Origin of the sequence: Nocardiopsis sp. SBT366 (assembly GCF_001083815.1) — a bacterium.
GTDB lineage: Bacteria > Actinomycetota > Actinomycetes > Streptosporangiales > Streptosporangiaceae > Nocardiopsis > Nocardiopsis prasina.
Window position 1 is genome coordinate 14850 of record NZ_LAVM01000057.1, and the last position, 21582, is coordinate 36431.

A 21582-nucleotide genomic window follows, 5' to 3' on the forward strand; every position below is an offset into this window, starting at 1 on the left:
CATGGAATCACTTATGGCCAGGGAAATCACCAGTATCCAACTTTCGAGAAGTTGGAAAAACGACCCCTTGTCACTGGTAAGTTCCCTGGTCATAAAGTCTGCTCCCCGCGCACGCGGGGATGGACCCCAGCCCACGCCATGGGTGGGGGCGGCCAAGCCCTGCTCCCCGCGCACGCGGGGATGGACCCAGCGAGTTGCACGACGCCCTTGACCGCTGCATCCTGCTCCCCGCGCACGCGGGGATGGACCCAAGGCGTACAGCCTGGTCAACCCCGACCTCAACTGCTTCCCGCGCACGCGGGGATGGACCCCGCATGTGGCCCGCAGTGGCGATCTCGTCACCCTGACTCCCCGCGCACGTGGGGATGAACAGCCTGCTTGACTGGTGGGGTCTAAGAAGCTGGGGGATGTTGTGGGCGGTCGGGGTTGGTGCGCGGTGGGGGTCGCGGTTCTGCTCGCGGGATGCGGGGCGCAGGCAGGGGAGTCGGAGGCCCTGCCGGAGGGCGGGTTCGACTACCAGTTGGGTGAGGCCTACCCGCCGCCCGAAGGGGCCACCATCGTGGTGCGCGACGCCACGGCCGAACCGGAACCGGGCATCTACTCGGTCTGTTACGTCAACGGCTTCCAGACCCAGCCCGGGGAACTGGACTCATGGTTGGACGCGGGCCTGGTGTTGCTGGACGGCGACGGAGAACCGGTCGCCGACCCGGGTTGGCCGGACGAGATGCTCCTGGACACCTCCACGGACGACAAGCGGGAGCGGATCACGGAAATCCTCGCCGAGACCGTCAACGGGTGCGCGCAGGCGGGGTTCGACGCTGTGGAGTTCGACAACCTGGACTCCTACCTGCGCTCCGGGGGTGCCCTGAGCGTTGACGACAACCTGGCTCTGGCCGGGGACCTCGTCGCGTCGGCGCACGAGCGCGGGCTCGCGGCCGCCCAGAAGAACGCGGCGGAGGAGGCCGAACGCGGCAGGGACGAGGCCGGGTTCGACTTCGCCGTCACCGAGTCCTGCGCCGCCTGGTCGGAGTGCTCCGTCTACACGGACGCCTACGGAGACGACGTGCTCGACATCGAGTACCCCGAGGACCTGGAGGAGGTCGGGGCCAACTTCGAGCAGGTGTGCTCGGACCCGGACCTTCCGTCCCGGACCATCCTGCGGGACCTCGACCTGGTCGGACCCGACGAGGCCGACCACGTCCACGCGCGCTGCTGAACCCCTAGGACTCGCTGAAGTCGGCGGCTGCCCTGAGGGACTCGGCGGAGAAGGCCACGTGACCCACGGCCACGTGGTCGGGCAGATTCGCGCGCACTCGGGCGGCGGCCTCCAGGGTGAAGCCGCCGCAGAGTTCGATCAGCCGCACTCCGTCGGTCGCCAGGGTCGCGGCGATCGCCGGTGCCGCCTCCTGGTCCGCCACCGGAACCAGGATCGTGCGTTGACCGGCACGATCGATCTCGGTGCGGTCCCTCATCGGGTCGGTCTCGGGGTGCTCGTACAGGTAAGCCCAAGTCATGCTCATGCCGTCACCCTAGGAACTCAAGCCTGGTTGAGGTCAAGGGGCAGGTTCGCCGCTCCCGAGGGTCCCGGGTGCCATACTTCGCTCTGGGCCGTCCCCTGGCCCCGGCAGACAAGGAGTGTCGGATGGCTTTCCCGAGCACGCTGGACCACCTCGTGTACGCCGTGCCCGATCTGGGTGAGGCGGTCACCGACTTCGCCCGGCGCACCGGGGTGACGCCCGCGCGCGGCGGAGCGCACCCGGTGGGGTCGGCCAACGCCCTGGTGGCGCTGACCGTGGACGGTCGGCCCGCACCCCACTACCTGGAGATCGTCGGGCCCGACCCCGAAAGGGAGGATCCGGGACCGGTGCGCGTGTTCGGTCTGGCCGACCTGGACCGTCCGCACCTGGCGACCTTCGCCGTGCGGGTCGGGCAGGACCTGGAGTCCGCCGTCGAGCGGGCCCGCGCAGTGGGCCACGATCCCGGTGACGTGGACCCGTGGTCCAGGACCACCCCCGACGGGACGGTGCTCCGCTGGCTGCTGGCCAAGCGGGAACCCGACTCCTACCCGGCACCGGTGCCGTTCCTGATCGACTGGGGTGGGACCCCGCAGCCCGGACTGGGAGACCTGCCCGCGCTCGAACTCCTCGCCCTGCGCGCGGAGCACCCCGAGCCCGCGTCGCTGGCTCCGGCACTGGGCGCGCTGGGTGTGGACCTGGACCTTCGCGAGGGCCCCCGACCACTGTTGGAGGCCGACCTGCGCGGCCCGCGAGGCGTGTTCGTCCTGCGCTGACGACCCCCGCCCATTCTCGCCGGTCGTCCCCCAACACGGACTTCCGGATTTCCCCATCTCTTCCCAGCCCTCGTTTTCGGGCCCCGCATGTCGGGTACCGCAGCATCCACATCCCCCACACAGCAGTATCCGAAGAACAGGGGAGCACATGCCGCAGGGTCAACACTCGCCCGCCGACCGTGAGGGCTCGGAGGGCGCACGGTGACTGGCTGGAAGGCGCCCCTCGCGATCGCCGGGCTCCGATGGGCGTGGACCCGGGCCCGCCGCGCGCGAACTCCCGAGCCCCCTCCCCGTGACGGACTCGAACTCCTCGTCTGGGGCGCCGCCGGAGCCGCACTCGGTGTCGGCGCGTCCGCGCTGTCCGAACGCCGCCGGTCGGGACTGATGAACGGCAAGGTCGTGCTGATCACCGGCGGCTCCCGGGGGCTCGGCCTCCAGTTGGCCCGCGAGTTCGGGGCCAGCGGTGCCTCCGTGGTGATCTGCGCGCGCGGGCAGGAGGGGCTGGACCGCGCCGTCTCCGAACTCGCTGGCAGGGGCGTGCGCGCCCACGGCGTGGCCTGCGACGTCACCGACCCGGGAGCGATCGAGGGCCTGCTCGACGAGGCGGAACGGCACTTCGGGCGCCTGGACGCCGTGGTCAACTCGGCCGGGATCATGCGGGTCGGCCCCCAGGAGACCCTCACGGACGACCACTTCCGGCAGGCCATGGACGTCATGTTCTGGGGCCCGTTCCACCTGTCCCGGGCGGCCGTCGACCGCCTGCGCCGCACTCGGGGCACCATCGTCAACATCACCTCGATCGGCGCCTACCTGTCCGTCCCTCACCTGCTGCCCTACTCGACCGCCAAGCACGCCTGGGCGGCGCTGTCGGAGGGCATGGCGGCCGAGACCGCGGGCACCGGCGTGCGCGTCACCACCGTGGTTCCGGGGCTGATGCGCACCGGGTCGCACCGGGGCGTGGTCTTCAGCGGTGATCCGGAACGCGAGTACGCGTGGTTCGCGCTGGCCGCCGGACTGCCCCTGTTGAGCGTGAGCGCCGAACACGCCGCCCGGCGCATCGTGCACGCCACGGCCCGGCGCCAGGGGTTCCTCGTGATCTCCCCCATCACCCGGGTCGGCTTGGCGGTGCGCGGGATCGCGCCCGGGCTCACCCAGGAGGCGATGCGCGTGGTGGGCCGGCTGCTGCCCGACGCCCCGGAGCACGTGGAGGAGCGCCCCGGTTCGGAGGCGGGCGAGAGCAGGCTCGGACGGGTGGTCGGCGCCGTCACCGTGCTCAACGAACGGGCGGGCCACCGGATGAACCAGCGTTCGCGAGCCGACGAACAGCGCGACGAACGGAACCGAGACTCCCAACGGTCCAACGAAGAGGAGGACACCCCATGAGCGCGAACCCCAAGGGCGCGGGCGGTGGCCCGACGCAACGCCAACCCGACCCCATGCCGCCGGACCCCTTCCCGCCGGCGCCGATGCCGCCCGAGCCGGTTCCGCCGGAGCCGAGCCCGATCCCCGAGCCGGAGCCGGTTCCCGAACCGCCAGGGCCCGAGCCGCAGCCCGAACCCGCCTGAGCGGGCCGGGCCCCTCCTGGACGGTGTCCGTCCAGCCCTCGTGGCCCGTGGGGCGCACCGACGAGGTGCGCCCCACGTTTGGTCACCGGGCGTCACCGCCCTTGACGTCTGAGCGACCGGAGCCTAGCTTCTTCTGGTAACACTCCTTCCGGATACGGGCCGCGTGAACCCCCTCGCGCGGCCGGTCCGCACCCCGCCGGAGGTCCTCGCATGGCGCGTCACCGCACCACCCCCGTTCTCGGAGCCCCCCGCAGACACCCCTTCAGGGCTTTGGGAATCGCCACCATGGGAGCGCTCCTAGTGGGCGCCGCCCTCTTCCCCGGCGTCTCCACGGACGACGCCACCCCCGTCTCCGACCAGACCGCGCTCAACGCCGTCGAGGAGCACGGGCAGCTCCAGGTGTGCGGCCTCAAGCTCTGCGACGAGAGCGGTCAGCCGATCCAGCTCACCGGCATGAGCTCCCACGGACTCCAGTGGTACGACCAGTGTCTGACCGACGCCTCGCTCGACGCCCTGGCCCAGGACTGGCGCGCCGACGTGCTGCGGGTGTCCATGTACATCCAGGAGGGCGGCTACGAGACCGACCCGCGCGGCTTCACCGACCGCGTGCACGAGCTGATCGAGGAGGGCAGCGAGCGCGGCCTCTACGTGATCGTCGACTGGCACATGCTCACGCCCGGCGACCCGAACCACAACACCGACCGCGCGAAGGAGTTCTTCGCCGAGATCGCCGCCGAGCACGCCGACAAGGACAACGTCCTCTACGAGATCGCCAACGAGCCCAACGGGGTCTCCTGGAACTCGGTGAAGGGCTACTCCGAGGAGGTCATCCCGGTGATCCGGGCGCAGGACCCCGAGGCGGTCGTGCTGGTCGGCACCCGGGCCTGGTCCTCGCTGGGCGTCTCGGAGGGCTCCGACCACTCCGAGATCGTCGACAACCCGGTGGACGCCGACAACATCATGTACGTCTACCACTTCTACGCCGCCTCGCACAGCGGCGGGCACTTCGACGTCTTCCGTGAGGCAGCCCAGGAACTGCCCCTGTTCGTCACCGAGTTCGGCACCCAGGAGCACACCGGCGACGGCCCCAACGACTTCGCCTCCGCCCAGGCCTACCTCGACTTCATGGCCCAGGAACAGATCAGCTGGGTGAACTGGAACTTCTCGGACGACTTCCGTTCCGGAGCCGTCTTCGAGACCGGTACCTGCAACGCCGGCGGGCCGTTCACCGGCACCGACTCGCTGAAGCCCGCGGGGGAGTGGATCCGCGACCAGATCCGCACCAGCGGTCTGTCCGCCTGACCCCGGCCGGGTCCCGGAGGCGTCTCCTCCGGGACCCGGGCCCACACCTCAGTTCGGCGCAACGGTGGAGACGGTGAGCTGGTCCTCGCCGTCCACGTCGACCACCACCTGGTCGCCGGGGAGCACCTGGCGGTCCAGCACCATGCGCGAGAGCCGGTTGCCCACGTTGCGCTGGATGGTCCTGGCCAGGGGACGGGCACCGAACTCGGGCTGGTAGCCGCGACGGGACAGCCAGTCGATCGCCTCGTCGGTGAAGCGCACCCGAATGTCCTGCGCGAGCAGGCGCTCCTCGGTACTCTCCAGCATCAGCGTGGTGATCTGCCTGATCTCGCCCTCACCCAGCTGCTGGAAGACGATGATCTCGTCCACACGGTTCAGGAACTCCGGACGGAACTCCTCCCTCAGGCGGCGCATCACGCGGCGCTCGGTGTCGGGGTCCATCTGGCCGTCCGCGGTGAAGCCCATCGGGCCGCTGCCGGTGATCGCCTCCGAACCCAGGTTGCTCGTCATGATGACCACCGTGTTGCGAAAGTCCACGGTCCGTCCCTGGCCGTCGGTGAGTCGACCGTCGTCCAGGAGCTGCAACAGCAGGTTGAACACGTCCGGGTGGGCCTTCTCGATCTCGTCGAGCAGCAGCACCGAGTACGGGTGTCGGCGGACCGCCTCGGTCAGCTGCCCCGCCTCCTCGTAGCCCACGAACCCGGGCGGCGCACCCGTGAGCCTGCTGGTGGTGTGCCGTTCCTGGAACTCGCTCATGTCGATCCGGACCATGGCGTCCTCGGCACCGAACAGCGCCTCCGCCAGGGCCCGGGCCAGCTCGGTCTTGCCCACACCGGTCGGCCCCAGGAACAGGAAGCTGCCCACCGGCCGGTCGGGGTCGCCCAACCCGGCACGGTTGCGACGGATCGCCTCCGAGACGGCGGTGACCGCCTCGTCCTGGCCGATCACGCGGTCGTGCAGCACCTCCTCCAGGTTGACCAGCCGTTCCCGTTCCTCCTGGGTCAGCTGGGCGACCGGGATACCGGTGCTGCGCGAGACCACCTCCGCGATGTCGGCGGGGCTCACCTCCGGAACCGCCGAACCGGTTCCGCGCGCCTGGTGCACGTTGCCCTTGGCCGCGTTGATCTCGTCGCGCAGCGCGGAGGCCCGCTCGTAGTCCTCCTCCTGGACCGCCCGGTCCTTGCGTTCCTCCAGGTCCTTGAGCTTGCGTTCCAGCTCGCGCAGGGCCGAGCTGGAGGTTTTCAGGCGCAGGCGGACCCGGGCCCCGGCCTGGTCGACGAGGTCGATGGCCTTGTCGGGCAGGAACCTGTCGGTGACGTAGCGGTCGCTCAGTTCCGCCGCGGCGACCAGGCTGTCGTCGCTGAACCGCACCTGGTGGTGGGCCTCGTAGCGGTCCCGCAGACCCCGCAGGATCTCGACGGTGTCCTGCACGGACGGCTCGGGCACCTGGATCGGCTGGAACCGGCGCTCCAGGGCGGCGTCCTTCTCGATGTTCTTGCGGTACTCGTCGACGGTGGTCGCGCCGATGATGTGCAGTTCACCTCGGGCCAGCGCGGGCTTGAGCATGTTCCCGGCGCTGGTCGAGCCCTCGGACGCGCCCGCCCCGACCAGGGTGTGGATCTCGTCGATGAAGATCAGCAGCTCGTCCGACCGCGCGCGGATCTCGTCCACGATGGCGTTGAGCCGCTCCTCGAAGTCGCCCCGGTACCGGGTGCCCGCGACGATGCCCGAGAGGTCGAGCTGGACCAGGCGTCGGCCGCGCAGGGTCTCGGGGACGTCGTCGTCGAAGATGCGCTGGGCGATGCCCTCCACGATGGCGGTCTTGCCCACACCGGGATCGCCGATGAGCACCGGGTTGTTCTTGCGCCGTCGCGCCAGCACCTCGATGCACTGTTCGACCTCGTCGTCCCGGCCGATCACCGGGTCCAGGCGCCCCTCCCGCGCGAGCGCGGTCATGTCGGTGCCGAACTCGTCCAGCTGGGGGGTGTCGGAGGGTGCGGACTCACCCTGCTCGCTCGCGGGCACCGCCCCGGCGGCCTTCTGGAGCGCCTGCGGGGTGACCCCGGAGTCCCGCAGGAGCTGGCCGACCGGAGCGTCGGGGTTGACCGCCAGCGCGAACAGCAGGTGCTCGGGTGTGATGCTTGCGCTGCCGGTGGCGCGGGCGATCTGGAGGGAGTCGAGGAAGGCCCGCTTGGCGGCGGGCGTCAGCCGGGGCGAGCCGCCGCGCCCCGCGCGGGGTGTCTGGGCGACGGCCTGGTCCACCACGTCCGCCAGTGGGCCCAGGTCGGTGTCGGTCCGGCCCAGCAGCTCGCGGATCGGCGGGTAGCGCAGGAGCGACCACAGCAGGTGGACGGAGTCGACGTCGGCCCCACCGCTCTCCATGGTGCGCCGGACGGCGGCGTCGGCCACCCTCTGCGCTTCGGGGTCCATCAGTTTGGAGAGGTCGACGCGGCGGACGGGTCCCCGGGACCCGCTGAGGAACCGCGCCAGGAACTCGTCGAAGGAGCCCGGGTCGTCACCCGGGCCGTCGGGAAGGTCGGTGCTCATGTCGTGTCGTCCCCCGTGGTGTTGACGGACGGGCGAAACTGCCCGCAGGAGTCACTCGATCACCCTAAGTGAAACCACCTGAATCGGGCGGTACCACCCGCCCGGAGGGGTGGGGCGTCGGGGATTCGGTCGATCCCTGGCCATGGCCGATGGGCGGGTGCTAGCCTCGACCTGATTTCCTACTTTTCCGGTTGGCTTTATTCGTAAAGGGGCGTTCGTTGAGCACCGACACCACCCGCGTCCGGTCCTGGTCCTTCGAGACCCAGCAGATCCACGCCGGGGCCGAGCCCGACCCCGCGACCAACGCGCGGGCGACCCCGATCTACCAGACCACCTCCTACGTGTTCCGGGACAGTCAGCACGGCGCCGACCTGTTCAGCCTGGCCGAACCGGGCAACATCTACACCCGCATCGGCAACCCCACCCAGGACGTCCTCGAACAGCGCGTCGCCGCCCTGGAGGGCGGTGTGGGCGCGGTCGCCTTCGCCTCCGGCTCGGCCGCCGTCACCTCGGCCCTGCTCAACCTGGTCGGCGCCGGTGACCACCTGGTGTCCAGCTCGCTCCTCTACGGAGGCACCTACAACCTCCTGCACCACACGCTGCCCAAGCTCGGCGTCCAGGTGTCCTTCGTGGAGGACCAGGACGACCCCGAGTCGTGGCGGGCCGCGACCCGCCCCGAGACCAAGCTCTACTTCGCCGAGACCCTGGCCAACCCCGGCGGCAACGTCCTGGACGTGCGGGCGGTGGCCGACGCCGCCCACGGGGTCGGCGTCCCGCTGGTCGTGGACAACACCGTGCCCACCCCCTACCTCCTGCGTCCCATCGACTTCGGCGCCGACGTGGTCGTGCACTCCGCCACCAAGTACCTCGGCGGCCACGGCACCACCGTGGCCGGGGTGGTCGTGGACGCGGGCAGCTTCGACTTCGGCGCGCACGGCGACCGCTTCCCCGGATTCGTGGAGCCCGACCCCAGCTACCACGGGCTCAGGTACTGGGACGCGCTCGGCCCGGGCGCCTACGCGGCCAAACTCCGCGTGCAGCTGCTGCGCGACACCGGCGCCGCCATCGCCCCGTTCAACTCCTTCCTTGTCCTCCAGGGAATCGAGACCCTCTCGCTGCGGATCGACCGCCACGTCAGCAACACCCAGGCGCTGGCCACGTGGCTGGAGGGGCGCGACGAGGTCGAACGCGTCCACTACGCGGGTCTGCCCTCCAGCCCCTTCCACGCCCTGGCCCAGAAGTACCTGCCCAGGGGTGCCGGGGCGGTCGTGTCCTTCGAGCTGCGCGGGGGAGTGGACGCCGGGCGGGCCTTCGTCGACGGCACCGAGCTGTTCAGCCAGCTCGTCAACATCGGCGACGTGCGCAGCCTCATCGTGCACCCGGCCAGTACCACCCACAGCCAACTGGCTCCCGAGGAACAGGCCGCCGCCGGGGTCACCCCCGGGCTGGTCCGGCTCGCGGTGGGCCTGGAGCACGTCGACGACCTGCGCGCCGACCTCGAACTCGGCTTCCGCGCCGCCAAGGCGCACCAGTGACCGGTCGACCGCGACCGGTGGGTCCGGCCCGTCCGCGCCAGGACGGTCCGGGCCCCGCCCCCGCCCACCGCGTCCCGCCGGGGACCCGCCCCACCCGGGGCGGCTGGCGTGAGGGAGACCCCGTCGGGCGGCGTCGCTGGGTCGGCCTGGAGCACCCCCTGGAACTGGAGTCGGGGGAACACCTGCCCGGGGTACGCCTGGCCTACCAGACCTGGGGGCGGCTCAACTCCCGGCGCACCAACGCGGTGCTCGTGCTGCACGCCCTCACCGGCGACGCCCACCTGACCGGACCACCCGGCCCGGGACAGCCCAGCCCCGGCTGGTGGGAGGGGATCGTCGGTCCGGGCAGGGCACTGGACACCGACCGCCACCTCGTGGTGGCCCCCAACGTCCTGGGCGGCTGCCAGGGCAGCACCGGTCCGTCCTCGAACGCCCCCGACGGCCGCCCGTGGGGGAGCAGGTTCCCGCGGATCACGCTGCGCGACACCGTCCGTGCCGAGGAGGCGCTCGCGGACGCGCTGGGCGTGGACGCTTGGGCGGCGGTGATCGGCGGTTCCATGGGCGGGATGCGCGCCATGGAGTGGGCCCTCACCCACCCCGGGCGGGTCCGCCGGGCCCTGCTCCTGGCCTGCCCGGCGGCCACCACCGCCTGGCAGATCGCCTGTGCCGCCCCGCAGTTGCACGCCGTACGCGCGGACCCGGACTGGTTCGGCGGCGACTACCACTCCACCGGCCGGGCCCCGGTGGACGGCCTCGGGGTGGCGCGCCGGATCGCCCACGTCACCTATCGCGGCGCGGAAGAGTTCGACGCGCGCTTCGGCCGCGCCGCGCAGCGTGGGGAGGACCCGGGTGCCGAGGGGCGGTACGCGGTGGAGTCCTACCTCGACCACCAGGCGTGGAAGCTGGCGCGGCGCTTCGATCCGGCCAGCTACGTGCTGCTCACCGAGGCGATGAACGGGCACGACGTCGGACGCGGCCGCGGAGGAGTGGCGGCCGCGCTGGCCACGTTGCCGGAGCGGACGATCGTCGCGGGGATCGACAGCGACCACCTGTACCCGCTCTCTCAGCAGCGGGAGATCGCCCGCCACCTGCCCCGGCCCGGTCAGGTGCGGGTGATCGGCTCCCCACACGGCCACGACGGGTTCCTCGTCGAGACCGGGCAGGTCGCCGCACTGGTCAGGGAACTGCTCGCCGACGGGTGAGCGCGCTGGTGCCCCGTCACAGACGCCTCGCCCCGGCCCCGGACGGGATCAGGCGGACGCCGCGTCCAGGAGCGCGGTCTCCTCGGCGGTCAGGCGAAGGTCCGCCATGGCCAGCAGCCCCTCAAGCTGGCGGGGCTCACGGGCGCTGGAGAGCACCGAGGTCACCCCGGGGCGCGCGACCAGCCAGGCCAGGGCGACCGTGGACGGCTCCGCCGACCGCTCGGCCGCGATCGTGTCCAGCGCCGCCAGGACCCGCTCACCGCGCGGATCGTCCAGATAGGCGCGGGCGCTGGCGGCCCGGGGGCTGTCGTCCTCCGTCGAACCCGGCCGGTACTTGCCCGTGAGGAAGCCCCGGGCCAGGCCGAAGTAGGGCAGCAACGCCAGTCCCTCGGCTCGGGCGAGCGGCACCAGGTCGTGCTCGATCCCGCGTTCGACCAGGTTGTAGTGCGGCTGCACGCACACCGGGCGGTGCCACCCGTTCCGGTCGCACGCGGACAGCCACTCGCGGATGCGGTCCGGCGCGTGGTTGGACAGACCCACGTACCTGATCCGGCCCTCCTCGACCAGCGCCGAGAAGGCCTCGGCGCTCTCGGCCACGGGCGTCTCGGGGTCGTCGAAGTGCGCGTAGTAGAGGTCGATGGTGTCCACGCCGAGGCGACCCAGGGAGGCCTCGGCCGCGGCCCGGACGTTCCCGGCGGACAGCCCGCGAAAGTCCGGGTGCTGGCTCACCTTGGTGGCGATCAGGGTGCGGTCACGGCCCCGGCTGGCGAGCCACCGGCCGATGACCCCCTCGGACTCTCCGCCGGTGTGCCCCTCGGCCCAGACCGAGTACGAGTCGGCGGTGTCGACGAAGTTGCCGCCCGCCGCGTGGTAGGCGTCCAGGATCGCGAAGGAGGTGGCCTCGTCGGCGGTCCACCCGAAGACGTTGCCGCCCAGGGTCAGGGGGCTGACGCGCAGTTCGGAGGCGCCGAGCTGGCGCAGAGGGGTGTCGTTCATGCTCACCGTTCCGTGTCCGCCCACCTGGTCGTGGGGTGTTCGACCCACGCTAGGGCAGCCGGACACGGGGGTCACGGACGCGCCACGCGGGGAGGACGCTCGTGATGGAAGCGCGGACCTCGGCCCACGATGCGCGAACTCCTCAACGGCCCCAACCGGAAGTTCCGTGAGACGAACACCGACGCGGTTCCGGGGCCCGCGCTCAACCTCGTGCCCGACGACGCCGACGAGTCCGTCGGTGACGAGTGGCGCGGCCGGTGTCTGACCCGTGTGGCTGGCACCGGCCGCGCCCGCTCGTCGGGACTCAGACGCCGTGGGCGGCTCGGCGGTGCTCGGCGTAGCGCTCGCGGACCCGCAGACCCACCTCGGGTGCCTGGCTGGACTCCTCCTCGGGGGCTCCCAGGGGCCACACGGGAGGCTCGGCGGTACCGGCGAGCGTCCAGGCGGCCTGGCGGGCCGCACCGATGGCCACGTACTCGGCGGCGGGCGGCACCACGGTGGGGGCGCCCAACACGAGCGGCGCCACCGCGCGCACGGCGGCCGAACGGGCGCCGCCTCCCACGAGCAGGACGCGCTCGACCGGGACACCGCTCTCGGTCATGGCGGCCAGCCCGTCGGCCAGCCCGCACAGCATGCCCTCCACGGCGGCGCGCGCGATGTTCTCCGGGCGCATGTTGTCCCGGCGCAGGCCGTGCAGCGATCCCGTCGCGTGCGGCAGCTCCGGGGTGCGCTCCCCATCCAGGTAGGGCAGCAGGACCACCCCGTCCGCGCCCGGTTCGGCGCTCAGGGCTAGGGCGTCCAGCCCGGCCAGGCCGGTGCCGAGCATCGCGGCGGTGGCGCTGAGCACGCGCGCGGCGTTCAGGGTGCACGCGAGCGGCAGGAACCGGCCGGTGGCGTCGGCGAACCCGCAGACCGTGCCGGTGGGGTCGTGGGCGGGACGGTCGTGCGCCGCGAACACGGTGCCACTGGTGCCCAGGGAGACCACGGCGTCGCCCGGGCGCAGACCCAGGCCCAGCGCGGTGCCCATGTTGTCGCCGGTGCCGGGGGCGATGACGACGCCCTCCGGGGTGTGGCCCACGGCCTCGGAGGGGGAGGCCACGCGGGGCAGGTCGAGTTCCCGGCCGAACGCGCGCACCAGCAGGTCGGTGCGGTACGCGCCGTCGGAGGGCGACCAGTACCCGGTGCCGGAGGCGTCGCCCCGGTCGGTCGTCGGCGCGGTGCGCGACCCTCCCAGCCGCCAGGTCAGCCAGTCATGGGGGAGCATCACACCGCGCGCCCGCGCGGCCAGGTCGGGCTCGTGTTCGGCGAACCAGCGGAGCTTGCTGACGGTCAGGCTGGCCACGGGCACGTTGCTCACCGCGTCCGCCCAGGCCCTGGGCCCGCCGAGTTCCTCGACCAGGTCGTGGGCGGCCCCGGCGGAGCGGGCGTCGTTCCACAACAGCGCCGGCCGGACGACCTCGCCGTCGTCGTCGACCACCACCATGCCGTGCTGCTGGCCGGCCACGGACACCGCCGAGACGTCGTCGAGCAGTCCCGAGGAGGCGGTGGTCAGCGCCGTCCACCAGTGCGCGGGATCGGTCTCGGTTCCGTCGGGGTGCGGCGCGCGGCCCTCGCGCACCACCTTTCCGGTCGTGGCGTCACACACCACGATCTTGCAGGACTGAGTCGAGCTGTCGATTCCGGCGACGAGTGTCATGTCTGCTCCGTGTGGGTGAGGGGGGTCGAAGCCGTCGTGGAGGTCAGGGCCTCGCTGACTCGACGAGGATGCGTGCCGTCGTGGTGTCGGTGACCAGTGAGGAGATCACCCCGGTCTTGAGGATGGAGTGGATGGCCTGGGTCTTGCCGGTGCCACCGGCCACGGCGATGACCTCGGGGACCGCGCGGAGCTGCTCCAGGGTGATGGCGATGATGCGGGAGGTCAGCTCCGGGGCGATGGGGGCGCCGTGCACGTCCACGGTGCGGGCGCACACCTCCGCCTGGACCCCCTCGCGTTCGAGGGCGGCCCCCTCCGCTGCGGGCAGGGCGTCGCGGACCAGGGAGAGGGTGGGCGACCACGAACCGATGGCCACCACGGCCTTGTCGAGTTCGCCGTAGCGCTGCATGGCGTCGGCCACCTGGGGCTGGCTGCGCAGTGCCTCCGCGGTGGCGGGGTCGGACACCACCAGAGGCGCGTAGATGGGGAAGGCCGGGCCGCGCGCGAGGCTGGCCACCCGCCGCACGAGCTCGACCGAGTTCTCCTCGACCCCGCCGGGCAGCACGCCGGTGAGCTGCACGACCGTGCACCGGGGCAGGTCGCCGAGGGCGAGCGTCATCGCGTTGAGGGTGCGGGAGCAGGCCAGCCCAAGGGTGTCGCCCTCGTCGAGGATCTCGGTCAGGTACTCGGCGGCGATGCGCCCCAGGCTGCGGTGGAGGGCCTCGCCCTCCCCCGCGTGGGCGACCACCACCGCCTGCTTGAGGCCGTAGGCCGTGCTGAGGCGCTGGGAGAGAGCGGTGTCGACCTCGGTGGGTTCGGCGATCTCGATGCGGACGATCCCCACGTCACGGGCCTCCTCGAGGATGCGCGCCACCTTGAACCGGCTGATGCCGAAGTCCTCGGCGATCCGGATCTTGGAGTCACCCGCGAGGTAGTACCTGCGGGCGACCGCGGTGGCGCGGATCAGTTCCGCGGGTCGGAACGCGTGCTTCATCTACGCCCTCCAGTGGTGTCGCTCAAACGAGCGGAGTATTGCCCATTATTGCACCACGGGTTGACCGGTGACACCCGTCACAACTTAAATAAGGCCCGGGCCGCTCATGTGAAGTTCAGTTCGCTCATATGAGCGGCCGGCGTCCGTGGAAGACCGCACGGCCCCCTGTCTCGCGCGGTTCCACGGTCCCCGCCTGCCCAACCCCCAGGAGGAAGTCATGACCACGAAAGCACCGGGAGGCGTGCCGCTCGTCGCGGCGGCCACCGGACTGGCCCTGATCGCCACCGGCTGCTCGGGGGCCGGGGGCGCCGGGGCGGACGGCGACCGGGTGGTCACCGTCGCCACGGTCTCCAACCCGCAGATGGAGGACATCGAGGCGCTCGCGTCCGAGTTCAACGACGCGCACCCCGACATCACGGTCGAGTTCGTGGTTCTGCCCGAGAACCAGCTCCGCGACCGCGTGACCCAGGACATCGCCACCCAGGGCGGCCAGTACGACGTCGTCACCATCGGCACCTACGAGGTGCCGATCTGGGCGGAGAACGAGTGGATCCTCAGCCTCGACGAGTACGCCGCCGACCCGGCCTACGAGATCGACGACATCATCCCCACGGTGCGCTCCGCCCTGTCCCATGAGGACCAGATGTACGGAGCGCCCTTCTACGGCGAGTCCTCGTTCCTCATGTACCGCGAGGACCTCTTCGAGGAGGCGGGCCTGGACATGCCGGAGCGGCCCACCTGGGAGGAGGTCGCCGATTTCGCGGCCGAACTGGACGACCCGGACTCCGGCACCGCCGGGATCTGCCTGCGCGGGGTCCCGGGCTGGGGCGAGCTCCTGGCTCCGCTCAACTCCGTGATCCTCACCTACGGCGGCCAGTGGTACGACGAGGACTGGAACGCCCACCTGGACTCGCCCGAGGTGCAGGAGGCCGTGCAGACGTACGTGGACCTGGTCCGCGACCACGGACAGTCGGGCGCGCCCAACGCGGGCTTCACCGAGTGCCTCACCACCATGGCCCAGGGCGACGCCGCCATGTTCTACGACTCCACCGTCGCGGCGGGCAACCTCGAGGACCCGGACTCCAGCAGTGTCGTCGGTGACATCGGCTACGTCGCCGCGCCGACCATGGAGACCGAGCACGCGGGATGGCTGTGGGCCTGGGCCCTGTCGATCCCCTCGACCTCCACGGACCCCGAGGCCGCGTGGGAGTTCGTCTCCTGGGCCACGTCCAAGGAGTACCACCAGCTCGTCGGGGAGGAACTGGGCTGGGAGCGCGTCCCGCCCGGTTCGCGCGTGTCGACCTACGACATCCCCGAGTACCAGGAGGCCGCCGAGGCCTTCGCCGAGCCCACCTACGACGCCATCGACAACGTCGACGTGGAGCAGCCCGGGGTGCACCCGCAGCCCTGGACCGGGGTCCAGTACGTGTCCATCCCCGAGTTCCAGGACCTGGGCACCCTGGTCTCCCAGGAGATCTCCGCGGCCATCGCGGGGCAGCAGACAGTGGAGGAGGCCCTCGCCAAGTCGCAGGAGTACGCGGACCAGACCGCCGAGTCCGGCGGCTACCGCGACTGAGAACCGCCGGTCCCGGGCGCTGCGCCCGGGACCGGCACCGGTGCCCACCCCACCCAGACTCCTCCGAGGAGGGCCATGACCGTCCAGACCACGCCGGACACGGCGCGGCGCGGGCCCCGAACCCGGGAACTGACCCGGGCGGAGCGATGGCTCAGGCGCGGCCCGCTGCTGCCAGGGCTGCTGTTCGTCATCGCGATGACCCAGATCCCGTTCCTGTTCACCGTCTACTACAGCTTCCAGAGCAGCAACCTGCTGCGCCCCGAGTCGGACTCCTTCGCCGGGTTCGCCAACTACGGCAGCGTCCTCGGGAACCCGCTCTTCCACAACGCCGTCGCCAACACCGTCCTGTTGACCGTCGGCGCCGTCCTGGCCTCGCTGGTCCTCGGTCTGGGGTTGGCGCTCCTGCTCGACCGGGCCTTCCTCGGCCGGGGGATCGTCCGCACCCTGATGATCACGCCGTTCCTGGTCATGCCGGTCGCCGCGGCGCTCCTGTGGAAGACCTCGATGTACCACCCGGTGTACGGCCTGCTCAACTGGGCGCTCTCGCCCTTCGGGGTCCAGGCGGACTGGGTCAACGACTTCCCCCTGCTGTCCATCATCATGGTGCTGACCTGGCAGTGGACCCCGTTCATGATGCTCATCATGCTCGCCGGTCTCCAGAGCCAGTCGCCCGAGGTGCTGGAGGCGGCGAAGGTCGACGGCGCCGGAGCCTTCGCGGTCTTCCGCCGGATCACCTTCCCGCACCTGCGCCGCTTCGTGGAGCTCGCGATCCTGCTCGGCACGATCTACATCGTTCAGACCTTCGACGCGATCTACATGATCACCCAGGGCGGTCCGGGACAGTCGACCACCAACCTGCCCTACTTCATCTACCTTCAGGCCTTCCGCAGCTTCGACGTCGGAGAGGCGGCCGCCGCGGGAGTGATCGTGGTCGTCGCGACCCTGGTCGTGGCCATGTTCGCCCTGCGCGTGGTCTCCAGCCTGTTCGAGGAGGAGACGTGACACCCGTGACCGCACCTCCGGCGGCTCCGTCCTCGGTGACCGTGTCCCGGGACGGCTCCGCCCGGCGCCGCCGCCGGCGCCGTCCCGTACGCCCCCTGGCGGGCATCCTCGGTTGGGCGGCGGGACTGCTGTTCTTCTTCCCGGTGCTGTGGATGTTCCTCACCGGCTTCAAGCAGGAGTCCCAGGCCTCCACCAACCCGCCCACGTTCTTCTTCCAACCGACCCTGGACCAGTACTCGGCGGTGATCGGACGCGATTTCGTCCCCTACCTGCTGAACTCCCTTCAGGCGTCCGTGCTGTCGACGCTCCTCGCCATCGTCCTGGGCCTGCCCGCCGCCTACGCGCTCTCCCTGGTGCGCGTCCCCAAGTGGCGCGACTCGCTGTTCTTCTTCCTGTCCACCAAGCTCCTGCCGCCGGTGGCCATGATCCTGCCGCTGTACGTCATCGCCAGGAACCTGGGCGCGTTGGACGACGCCCGCACGCTCACCCTGGTGTACACGGCGATGAACCTGCCGATCGCGATCTGGATGATCCGGTCGTTCCTGGTGGAGCTGCCCAAGGAGGTCCTCGAGGCCGCCCGGATGGACGGCGCGCGCCGGTTCACGGAGATGCGGCGCGTCATCCTGCCGATGATCGCCCCCGGGCTGGCCGCCACCGCCCTGATCTGCTTCATCTTCGCCTGGAACGAGTTCTTCTTCGCGGTCAACCTGACCGCCACCCAGGCATCCACCGTCCCCGTCTTCCTCGTCGGCTTCATCAGCGGCGAGGGCCTGTACTGGGCCCGACTCTCGGCCGCCTCCACCATGGCGGCCCTGCCCGTGATCCTCGCCGGATGGGCCGCCCAACGCTGGCTGGTCCGAGGCCTTTCTCTAGGAGCCGTGAAGTAATGCGCGCACTCGTCGTCAGCGAACCCGGCCACTACTCCGTCCAGCAGGTGGACGACCCCAAGCCGGGCCCCGGGGACGTGGTCGTCGCCCCGGCCGCCGTGGGCATCTGCGGGACCGACCTGCACATCATCGACGGGGAGTTCGCCCCCACCCCGTACCCGATCGTCCCCGGGCACGAGTTCGCCGGGACCGTGGTCGCGGTCGGCTCGGAGGTCACCGACGTGGCCGTCGACGACCGGGTCGCGGTGGACCCGTCCCTGTTCTGCGGAGAGTGCGCCAAGTGCCTGGTGGGGCGCGGCAACCTCTGCGCGCGGTGGAACGCGGTCGGCGTGACCCGTCCCGGCGCCAGCGCCGAGTTCGTCTCGGTGCCCGCGTCCTCCTGCTACCGCATCCCCGACTCCATGCCCTTCGAGCACGCGGCGCTCATCGAACCCCTCTCGTGCGCCGTGCACGGGTTCGACCTCCTGCCCGGTCGGGTGGGTGAGCACTACCTGGTCTACGGCGCGGGGACGATGGGCCTGCTGATGGCCCAACTCGCCGCCTCCGCGGGGGCCGCCAGCGTGTCCGTGGTCGACCCCAACACCGAGCGCCTCGCCGTGGCGGCCTCGCTGGCGGCCGACGCGGTGGCCGTCGGCGCCGACCAGCTCGACCGCCCCGACTGGGAGGTGGTCATCGACTGCACCGGGGTGGTCCCGGCCATCGAGGACGGCCTGACCCGCGTCGCCCGGGGCGGCACCTTCCAGGTGTTCGGCGTGGCCCCGGCCGAGGCCACCGCGACCTTCTCCCCGTTCCGTATCTACAACGACGAGATCACCGTGGTGGGCTCCATGGCGGTGCTGCACAGCTACGGACGGGCGGTGGACATCATGGCCAAGGGCGTCGTGGACGCCGACACCATGGTCACCGACTCCTTCGCCCTCGACGACTACGGCCAGGCCGTGGAGGCCTTCCGCGCCGGTCGAGGCCGCAAGCTCCAGGTCAACCCGCAGCTGTAGAGGAGAGATCTCACGTGGCATCGGTCAGTTTCGAGAAGGCCACCCACTTCTACCCGGGCTCGGACGCGCCCGCCGTGGACGAGCTGAGCCTGGAGATCGAGGACGGCGAGTTCCTCGTCCTGGTCGGGCCGTCCGGCTGTGGGAAGTCGACCTCGCTGCGCATGCTCGCCGGGCTGGAGGAGGTGGACTACGGGACCATCCGCATCGGGGACACCGACGTCACCGACCTCAGCCCCATGGACCGCGACATCGCGATGGTGTTCCAGTCCTACGCGCTCTACCCGCACATGACCGTCGGTCAGAACATGGGCTTCGCCCTGGAGATGGCCAAGATCGGCAAGGAGGAACGGGCGCGCCGGGTGGCCGAGGCCGCCGAGCTCCTGGACCTGACCCCGCTGCTCGACCGCAGGCCCAAGGCGCTCTCGGGAGGCCAGCGCCAGCGTGTGGCGATGGGGCGCGCGATCGTGCGGGAGCCCCGGGTCTTCCTGATGGACGAGCCCCTGTCCAACCTGGACGCCAAGCTCCGGGTGTCCACCCGCACCCAGATCGCCGAACTCCAGCGCAGGCTGGGGGTCACGACCGTCTACGTCACCCATGACCAGGTCGAGGCCATGACCATGGGGGACCGGGTCGCGGTGCTCAAGGACGGTCTGCTCCAGCAGTGCGACACGCCGATCGGGCTGTACGAGCGCCCGGCCAACGCGTTCGTCGCGGGGTTCATGGGCTCACCGGCGATGAACCTGCGCGAGTTCCCCCTCACGGGGGAGACCGTGCGGGTGGGCGGTCACGACCTCCCGTTGGGCCCCGGTCAGCGGGCCCGCCTGGAACGGGACGGCGCGGACTCGGTCCTGTTGGGTTTCCGGCCCGAGGCGGTGGACCTGGTGGGTGACACCGACGGTTTCCCCATGGAGATCGGTCTGGTCGAGAACCTGGGTGCGGACTGCTACCTGTACGGCGGTATCCCCGGGCATCCGGCCGACAGCGACCTGGTGGTCCGGGTGGCGCCGGACCGTGCCCCGAGCAGCGGGCAGGTGGTCCACCTGCGGGTCAGGCCTGGACAGGTGCACGTCTTCTCGCCGAAGACGGGTGAGCGTCTGGACGAGTGACCCGCGCCATGGCCGTGTCGGACCCTTCTCCCTTGCCTTGGTAAAGTCGCGTCAATAAACTTGAGCGCAGAAAACTCAAGGACGAGGGGAAGTGGTCCGATGCGCGTCACGGATGTCTTCGCGGGTACCGCCGAGCGGATCGACGAGCACCTGTGGGCCCAGTTCGAGGCCGAGCCCGTGGCCCGTGTGGACAGCGGCCGTCGTGGCGGCGACCTCGTGGTCGAGGTCGAACTCGCCCCGGGCGTCGACCCCCGAGGAGTGCGGGTCCGCCACGAGGGCGACACCCTCGTCCTCGTGCGGAGCCGGGACCGCGCACCCCTGTACCGTGTGGTTCTTGACGCCCCCGTCGGTCGTGCCTCCCTTCGCCGCACCCCGCGCGGGCTCACCGTCACCGCGCCCCTCACCGGACCCGCGCCCGCGGCCGTGCGCCCCGGGCTGAGCCCTCGTCTCGCTCGGATCTCCCGTCTGCGCATCGCCCTGGCCGGGTTCGTGGCCCGTCTCCGGGCCGCGCTCACCCGCTGACCCGGGGCCACGGCCCCGTCGGCGACCGAGTCCCATCACGAGGAAGCGCCCCCGACCGGTTCGGGGACCCTCCTCCAGTCGAGGAGAAGTCCTCGCTCCGCCGTGCCCTACTCCGACGGCGCCACTGTGGCGAAGCCGCCCCTGTGGTAGAGCAGTGGAGGGCGGGGGTCCGCCAGAACCAGGGTGTGGGTCACCTCGCCGACGACCAGCCAGTGGTCGCCGATCAGCCGGGTGTCGAAACGCGTGCAGACCAGGTGTGCCACCGCCCCGTCCAGCAGCGGGACCCCGTCCGGGCCCGGACGCCAGGACGTCGGGTGGGCGAACCTGTCGACTCCCTTGCTCGCGAACCGTACGGCGACGTCCTCCTGCCCCTCACCCAGGAGGTGCACCCCGAACTCACCCGCTCGGCGCAGGGTCGGCCAGGTGGTGGACGCGTCGGCGACGTAGAAGGAGATGAGCGGGGGATCGAGGCTGACGCTGGTGAAGGACGTGGCGGTCAGCCCCACGGGCGTTCCCCCGACGCTCGCGGTGATGACGACCACCCCGGCCGGGTGGTGGCGCATGGTCGCACGGAACCGGTCCGCCTCGGCCCGAGTGTGGGCCGGGGTACGCGCGGTCTCGGTGACACTCAACGGACTCTCCCTACTGGGGCGGCGGTCAGACGGTGGTGGTCCTGTGTCGCAGGGCGGTGCGCAGGGCGGGGGTGGACCTGTGGGCCCACGGCTCCAGTACCGCGTCAAGCCGTGGGGCGGGACCCCCTTCGGCGGGAACGGTGTCCTGGAGCAGGGCCAGTCCCGAGGTCGGCACCGTGGCTCCGAGTTCCAGGAGCAGCGGGCGCAGGTGTACGTCCACGGCCAGGGTGTGCGCGGGGGAGGCCATCACGAGGACGGGGACGGCCGTGACCCCCTCCAGCCCGCCGGACGGAAGCAGATCCAGGAAGACCTTCAGCAGCCCGGTGTAGGTGGCCTTGTAGGTGGGGCTGGCCACGACCAGCAGGTCGGAACCGCTCACCCGTTCGAGGGCCGAACGCACGTCCAGCGTGGGGCCGGGGGTGAGCAGCAGCGGCGAGAGGTCCGCCAGCTCCAGGACCTCCGGCTCCGGAGGCAGCCCGGCTGCACGTGCGGCGTGGTGCGCCACGGCCCGGGCGGCGGTGGCGGTGCGGGAGCCCCGGCGCGGGTTCCCGACGAGGACGGTGGTGGTCATGACGGCTCCGGAACTGAGGAGGGGCGGGTTCAGGGCGCGGCGGGCGCCGGCCCCGGGGAAGGGGCGGGGGGGGGGGGGTCTGGGGGCACCCCGCCGGCGGGGGGGCGCCGAACGCCGCGGTCTCGGAGGCGGGGGGGCCACGCCCCGCCCCACCACGGAGGCTCCCC

The 21582-nt window shown here is 71.5% G+C and carries 20 protein-coding genes and 1 CRISPR repeat array; of the genes, 13 read left to right on the forward strand and 7 right to left on the reverse strand.

Annotation, left to right across the window (positions count from 1 at the left end; genetic code table 11):
- The first annotated feature begins 98 nt into the window (after positions 1 to 98).
- A CRISPR array of direct repeats spans positions 99 to 373; the repeat unit is 29 nt; unit sequence CTGCTCCCCGCGCACGCGGGGATGGACCC.
- Between the two features lie 63 nt (positions 374 to 436).
- Positions 437 to 1216, forward strand: a complete 780-nt coding sequence (locus tag ADX84_RS17525) for an endo alpha-1,4 polygalactosaminidase (protein ID WP_156208118.1) — start codon at positions 437 to 439, stop codon at positions 1214 to 1216.
- Positions 1217 to 1220: 4 nt separating this feature from the next.
- Here ADX84_RS17525 and ADX84_RS17530 read toward each other — a convergent pair whose 3' ends face one another.
- Positions 1221 to 1520: a DUF6506 family protein gene (locus ADX84_RS17530; protein ID WP_049575822.1), complete on the reverse strand. Its 300-nt coding sequence runs from the start codon at positions 1518 to 1520 to the stop codon at positions 1221 to 1223.
- Positions 1521 to 1642: 122 nt separating this feature from the next.
- Between ADX84_RS17530 and ADX84_RS17535 the strand changes: the two genes are divergently transcribed.
- From ADX84_RS17535 to ADX84_RS17545, 4 genes are all read left to right on the forward strand, one after another.
- Positions 1643 to 2290, forward strand: coding sequence for a VOC family protein (locus ADX84_RS17535; RefSeq protein WP_049575825.1), 648 nt, complete (start codon positions 1643 to 1645; stop codon positions 2288 to 2290).
- Between the two features lie 201 nt (positions 2291 to 2491).
- On the forward strand, positions 2492 to 3673 hold the full coding sequence (locus tag ADX84_RS17540) for an SDR family oxidoreductase (RefSeq protein WP_049575830.1): 1182 nt from the start codon (positions 2492 to 2494) through the stop codon (positions 3671 to 3673).
- Positions 3670 to 3855 carry a hypothetical protein gene (locus ADX84_RS25630; protein ID WP_082206569.1) on the forward strand — a complete coding sequence of 62 codons (186 nt, stop codon included), beginning with the start codon at positions 3670 to 3672 and terminating at the stop codon, positions 3853 to 3855. The genes ADX84_RS17540 and ADX84_RS25630 overlap by 4 nt, the downstream gene beginning before the upstream one ends.
- Before the next feature lie 210 nt (positions 3856 to 4065).
- Positions 4066 to 5157 (forward strand): glycoside hydrolase family 5 protein, encoded by a 1092-nt coding sequence (locus ADX84_RS17545; protein WP_049575836.1) that lies wholly within the window; start codon positions 4066 to 4068, stop codon positions 5155 to 5157.
- Positions 5158 to 5205: 48 nt separating this feature from the next.
- Here ADX84_RS17545 and ADX84_RS27040 read toward each other — a convergent pair whose 3' ends face one another.
- Positions 5206 to 7704, reverse strand: coding sequence for an ATP-dependent Clp protease ATP-binding subunit (locus ADX84_RS27040; protein WP_049575840.1), 2499 nt, complete (start codon positions 7702 to 7704; stop codon positions 5206 to 5208).
- 218 nt (positions 7705 to 7922) lie between these two features.
- On the opposite strand from ADX84_RS27040, the gene ADX84_RS17555 reads away from it, so the two are divergent.
- Together ADX84_RS17555 and ADX84_RS17560 are read left to right on the forward strand one after the other, a co-directional pair.
- On the forward strand, positions 7923 to 9239 hold the full coding sequence (locus tag ADX84_RS17555) for a bifunctional o-acetylhomoserine/o-acetylserine sulfhydrylase (protein ID WP_049575843.1): 1317 nt from the start codon (positions 7923 to 7925) through the stop codon (positions 9237 to 9239).
- 17 nt (positions 9240 to 9256) lie between these two features.
- Positions 9257 to 10441 carry a homoserine O-acetyltransferase gene (locus ADX84_RS17560; RefSeq protein WP_049575847.1) on the forward strand — a complete coding sequence of 395 codons (1185 nt, stop codon included), beginning with the start codon at positions 9257 to 9259 and terminating at the stop codon, positions 10439 to 10441.
- A 48-nt stretch (positions 10442 to 10489) separates the two neighbouring features.
- Here the strand turns inward: ADX84_RS17560 and ADX84_RS17565 are convergent, their stop codons facing one another.
- The 3 genes from ADX84_RS17565 to ADX84_RS17575 form a co-directional block, all read right to left on the reverse strand.
- Positions 10490 to 11437, reverse strand: coding sequence for an aldo/keto reductase (locus tag ADX84_RS17565; protein ID WP_049575850.1), 948 nt, complete (start codon positions 11435 to 11437; stop codon positions 10490 to 10492).
- 304 nt (positions 11438 to 11741) lie between these two features.
- On the reverse strand, positions 11742 to 13133 hold the full coding sequence (xylB, locus tag ADX84_RS17570) for a xylulokinase (protein WP_017544684.1): 1392 nt from the start codon (positions 13131 to 13133) through the stop codon (positions 11742 to 11744).
- Between the two features lie 43 nt (positions 13134 to 13176).
- Positions 13177 to 14124, reverse strand: a complete 948-nt coding sequence (locus ADX84_RS17575) for a sugar-binding transcriptional regulator (protein WP_049575853.1) — start codon at positions 14122 to 14124, stop codon at positions 13177 to 13179.
- Positions 14125 to 14341: 217 nt separating this feature from the next.
- On the opposite strand from ADX84_RS17575, the gene ADX84_RS17580 reads away from it, so the two are divergent.
- From ADX84_RS17580 to ADX84_RS17605, 6 genes are all read left to right on the forward strand, one after another.
- Complete coding sequence (locus ADX84_RS17580; protein ID WP_049575856.1) at positions 14342 to 15700, forward strand: sugar ABC transporter substrate-binding protein; 1359 nt, start codon at positions 14342 to 14344, stop codon at positions 15698 to 15700.
- Positions 15701 to 15775: 75 nt separating this feature from the next.
- Complete coding sequence (locus tag ADX84_RS17585) at positions 15776 to 16702, forward strand: carbohydrate ABC transporter permease (RefSeq protein ID WP_049575859.1); 927 nt, start codon at positions 15776 to 15778, stop codon at positions 16700 to 16702.
- A gap of 5 nt (positions 16703 to 16707) precedes the next feature.
- Positions 16708 to 17589: a carbohydrate ABC transporter permease gene (locus ADX84_RS17590; RefSeq protein WP_049575893.1), complete on the forward strand. Its 882-nt coding sequence runs from the start codon at positions 16708 to 16710 to the stop codon at positions 17587 to 17589.
- Positions 17589 to 18584: a zinc-dependent alcohol dehydrogenase family protein gene (locus tag ADX84_RS17595; RefSeq protein WP_049575862.1), complete on the forward strand. Its 996-nt coding sequence runs from the start codon at positions 17589 to 17591 to the stop codon at positions 18582 to 18584. Before ADX84_RS17590 ends, ADX84_RS17595 begins: the two co-directional genes overlap by 1 nt.
- A 14-nt stretch (positions 18585 to 18598) precedes the next feature.
- Positions 18599 to 19690: an ABC transporter ATP-binding protein gene (locus ADX84_RS17600; RefSeq protein WP_049575866.1), complete on the forward strand. Its 1092-nt coding sequence runs from the start codon at positions 18599 to 18601 to the stop codon at positions 19688 to 19690.
- A 99-nt stretch (positions 19691 to 19789) separates the two neighbouring features.
- A complete protein-coding gene (locus tag ADX84_RS17605; RefSeq protein ID WP_049575870.1) occupies positions 19790 to 20212 on the forward strand; it encodes a hypothetical protein in 423 nt (140 codons plus the stop codon).
- A gap of 107 nt (positions 20213 to 20319) precedes the next feature.
- Here the strand turns inward: ADX84_RS17605 and ADX84_RS17610 are convergent, their stop codons facing one another.
- Together ADX84_RS17610 and ADX84_RS17615 are read right to left on the reverse strand one after the other, a co-directional pair.
- Positions 20320 to 20844 carry a flavin reductase family protein gene (locus tag ADX84_RS17610; protein ID WP_049575873.1) on the reverse strand — a complete coding sequence of 175 codons (525 nt, stop codon included), beginning with the start codon at positions 20842 to 20844 and terminating at the stop codon, positions 20320 to 20322.
- 25 nt (positions 20845 to 20869) lie between these two features.
- Positions 20870 to 21415: an NADPH-dependent FMN reductase gene (locus ADX84_RS17615; protein WP_049575876.1), complete on the reverse strand. Its 546-nt coding sequence runs from the start codon at positions 21413 to 21415 to the stop codon at positions 20870 to 20872.
- Positions 21416 to 21582 lie beyond the last annotated feature (167 nt).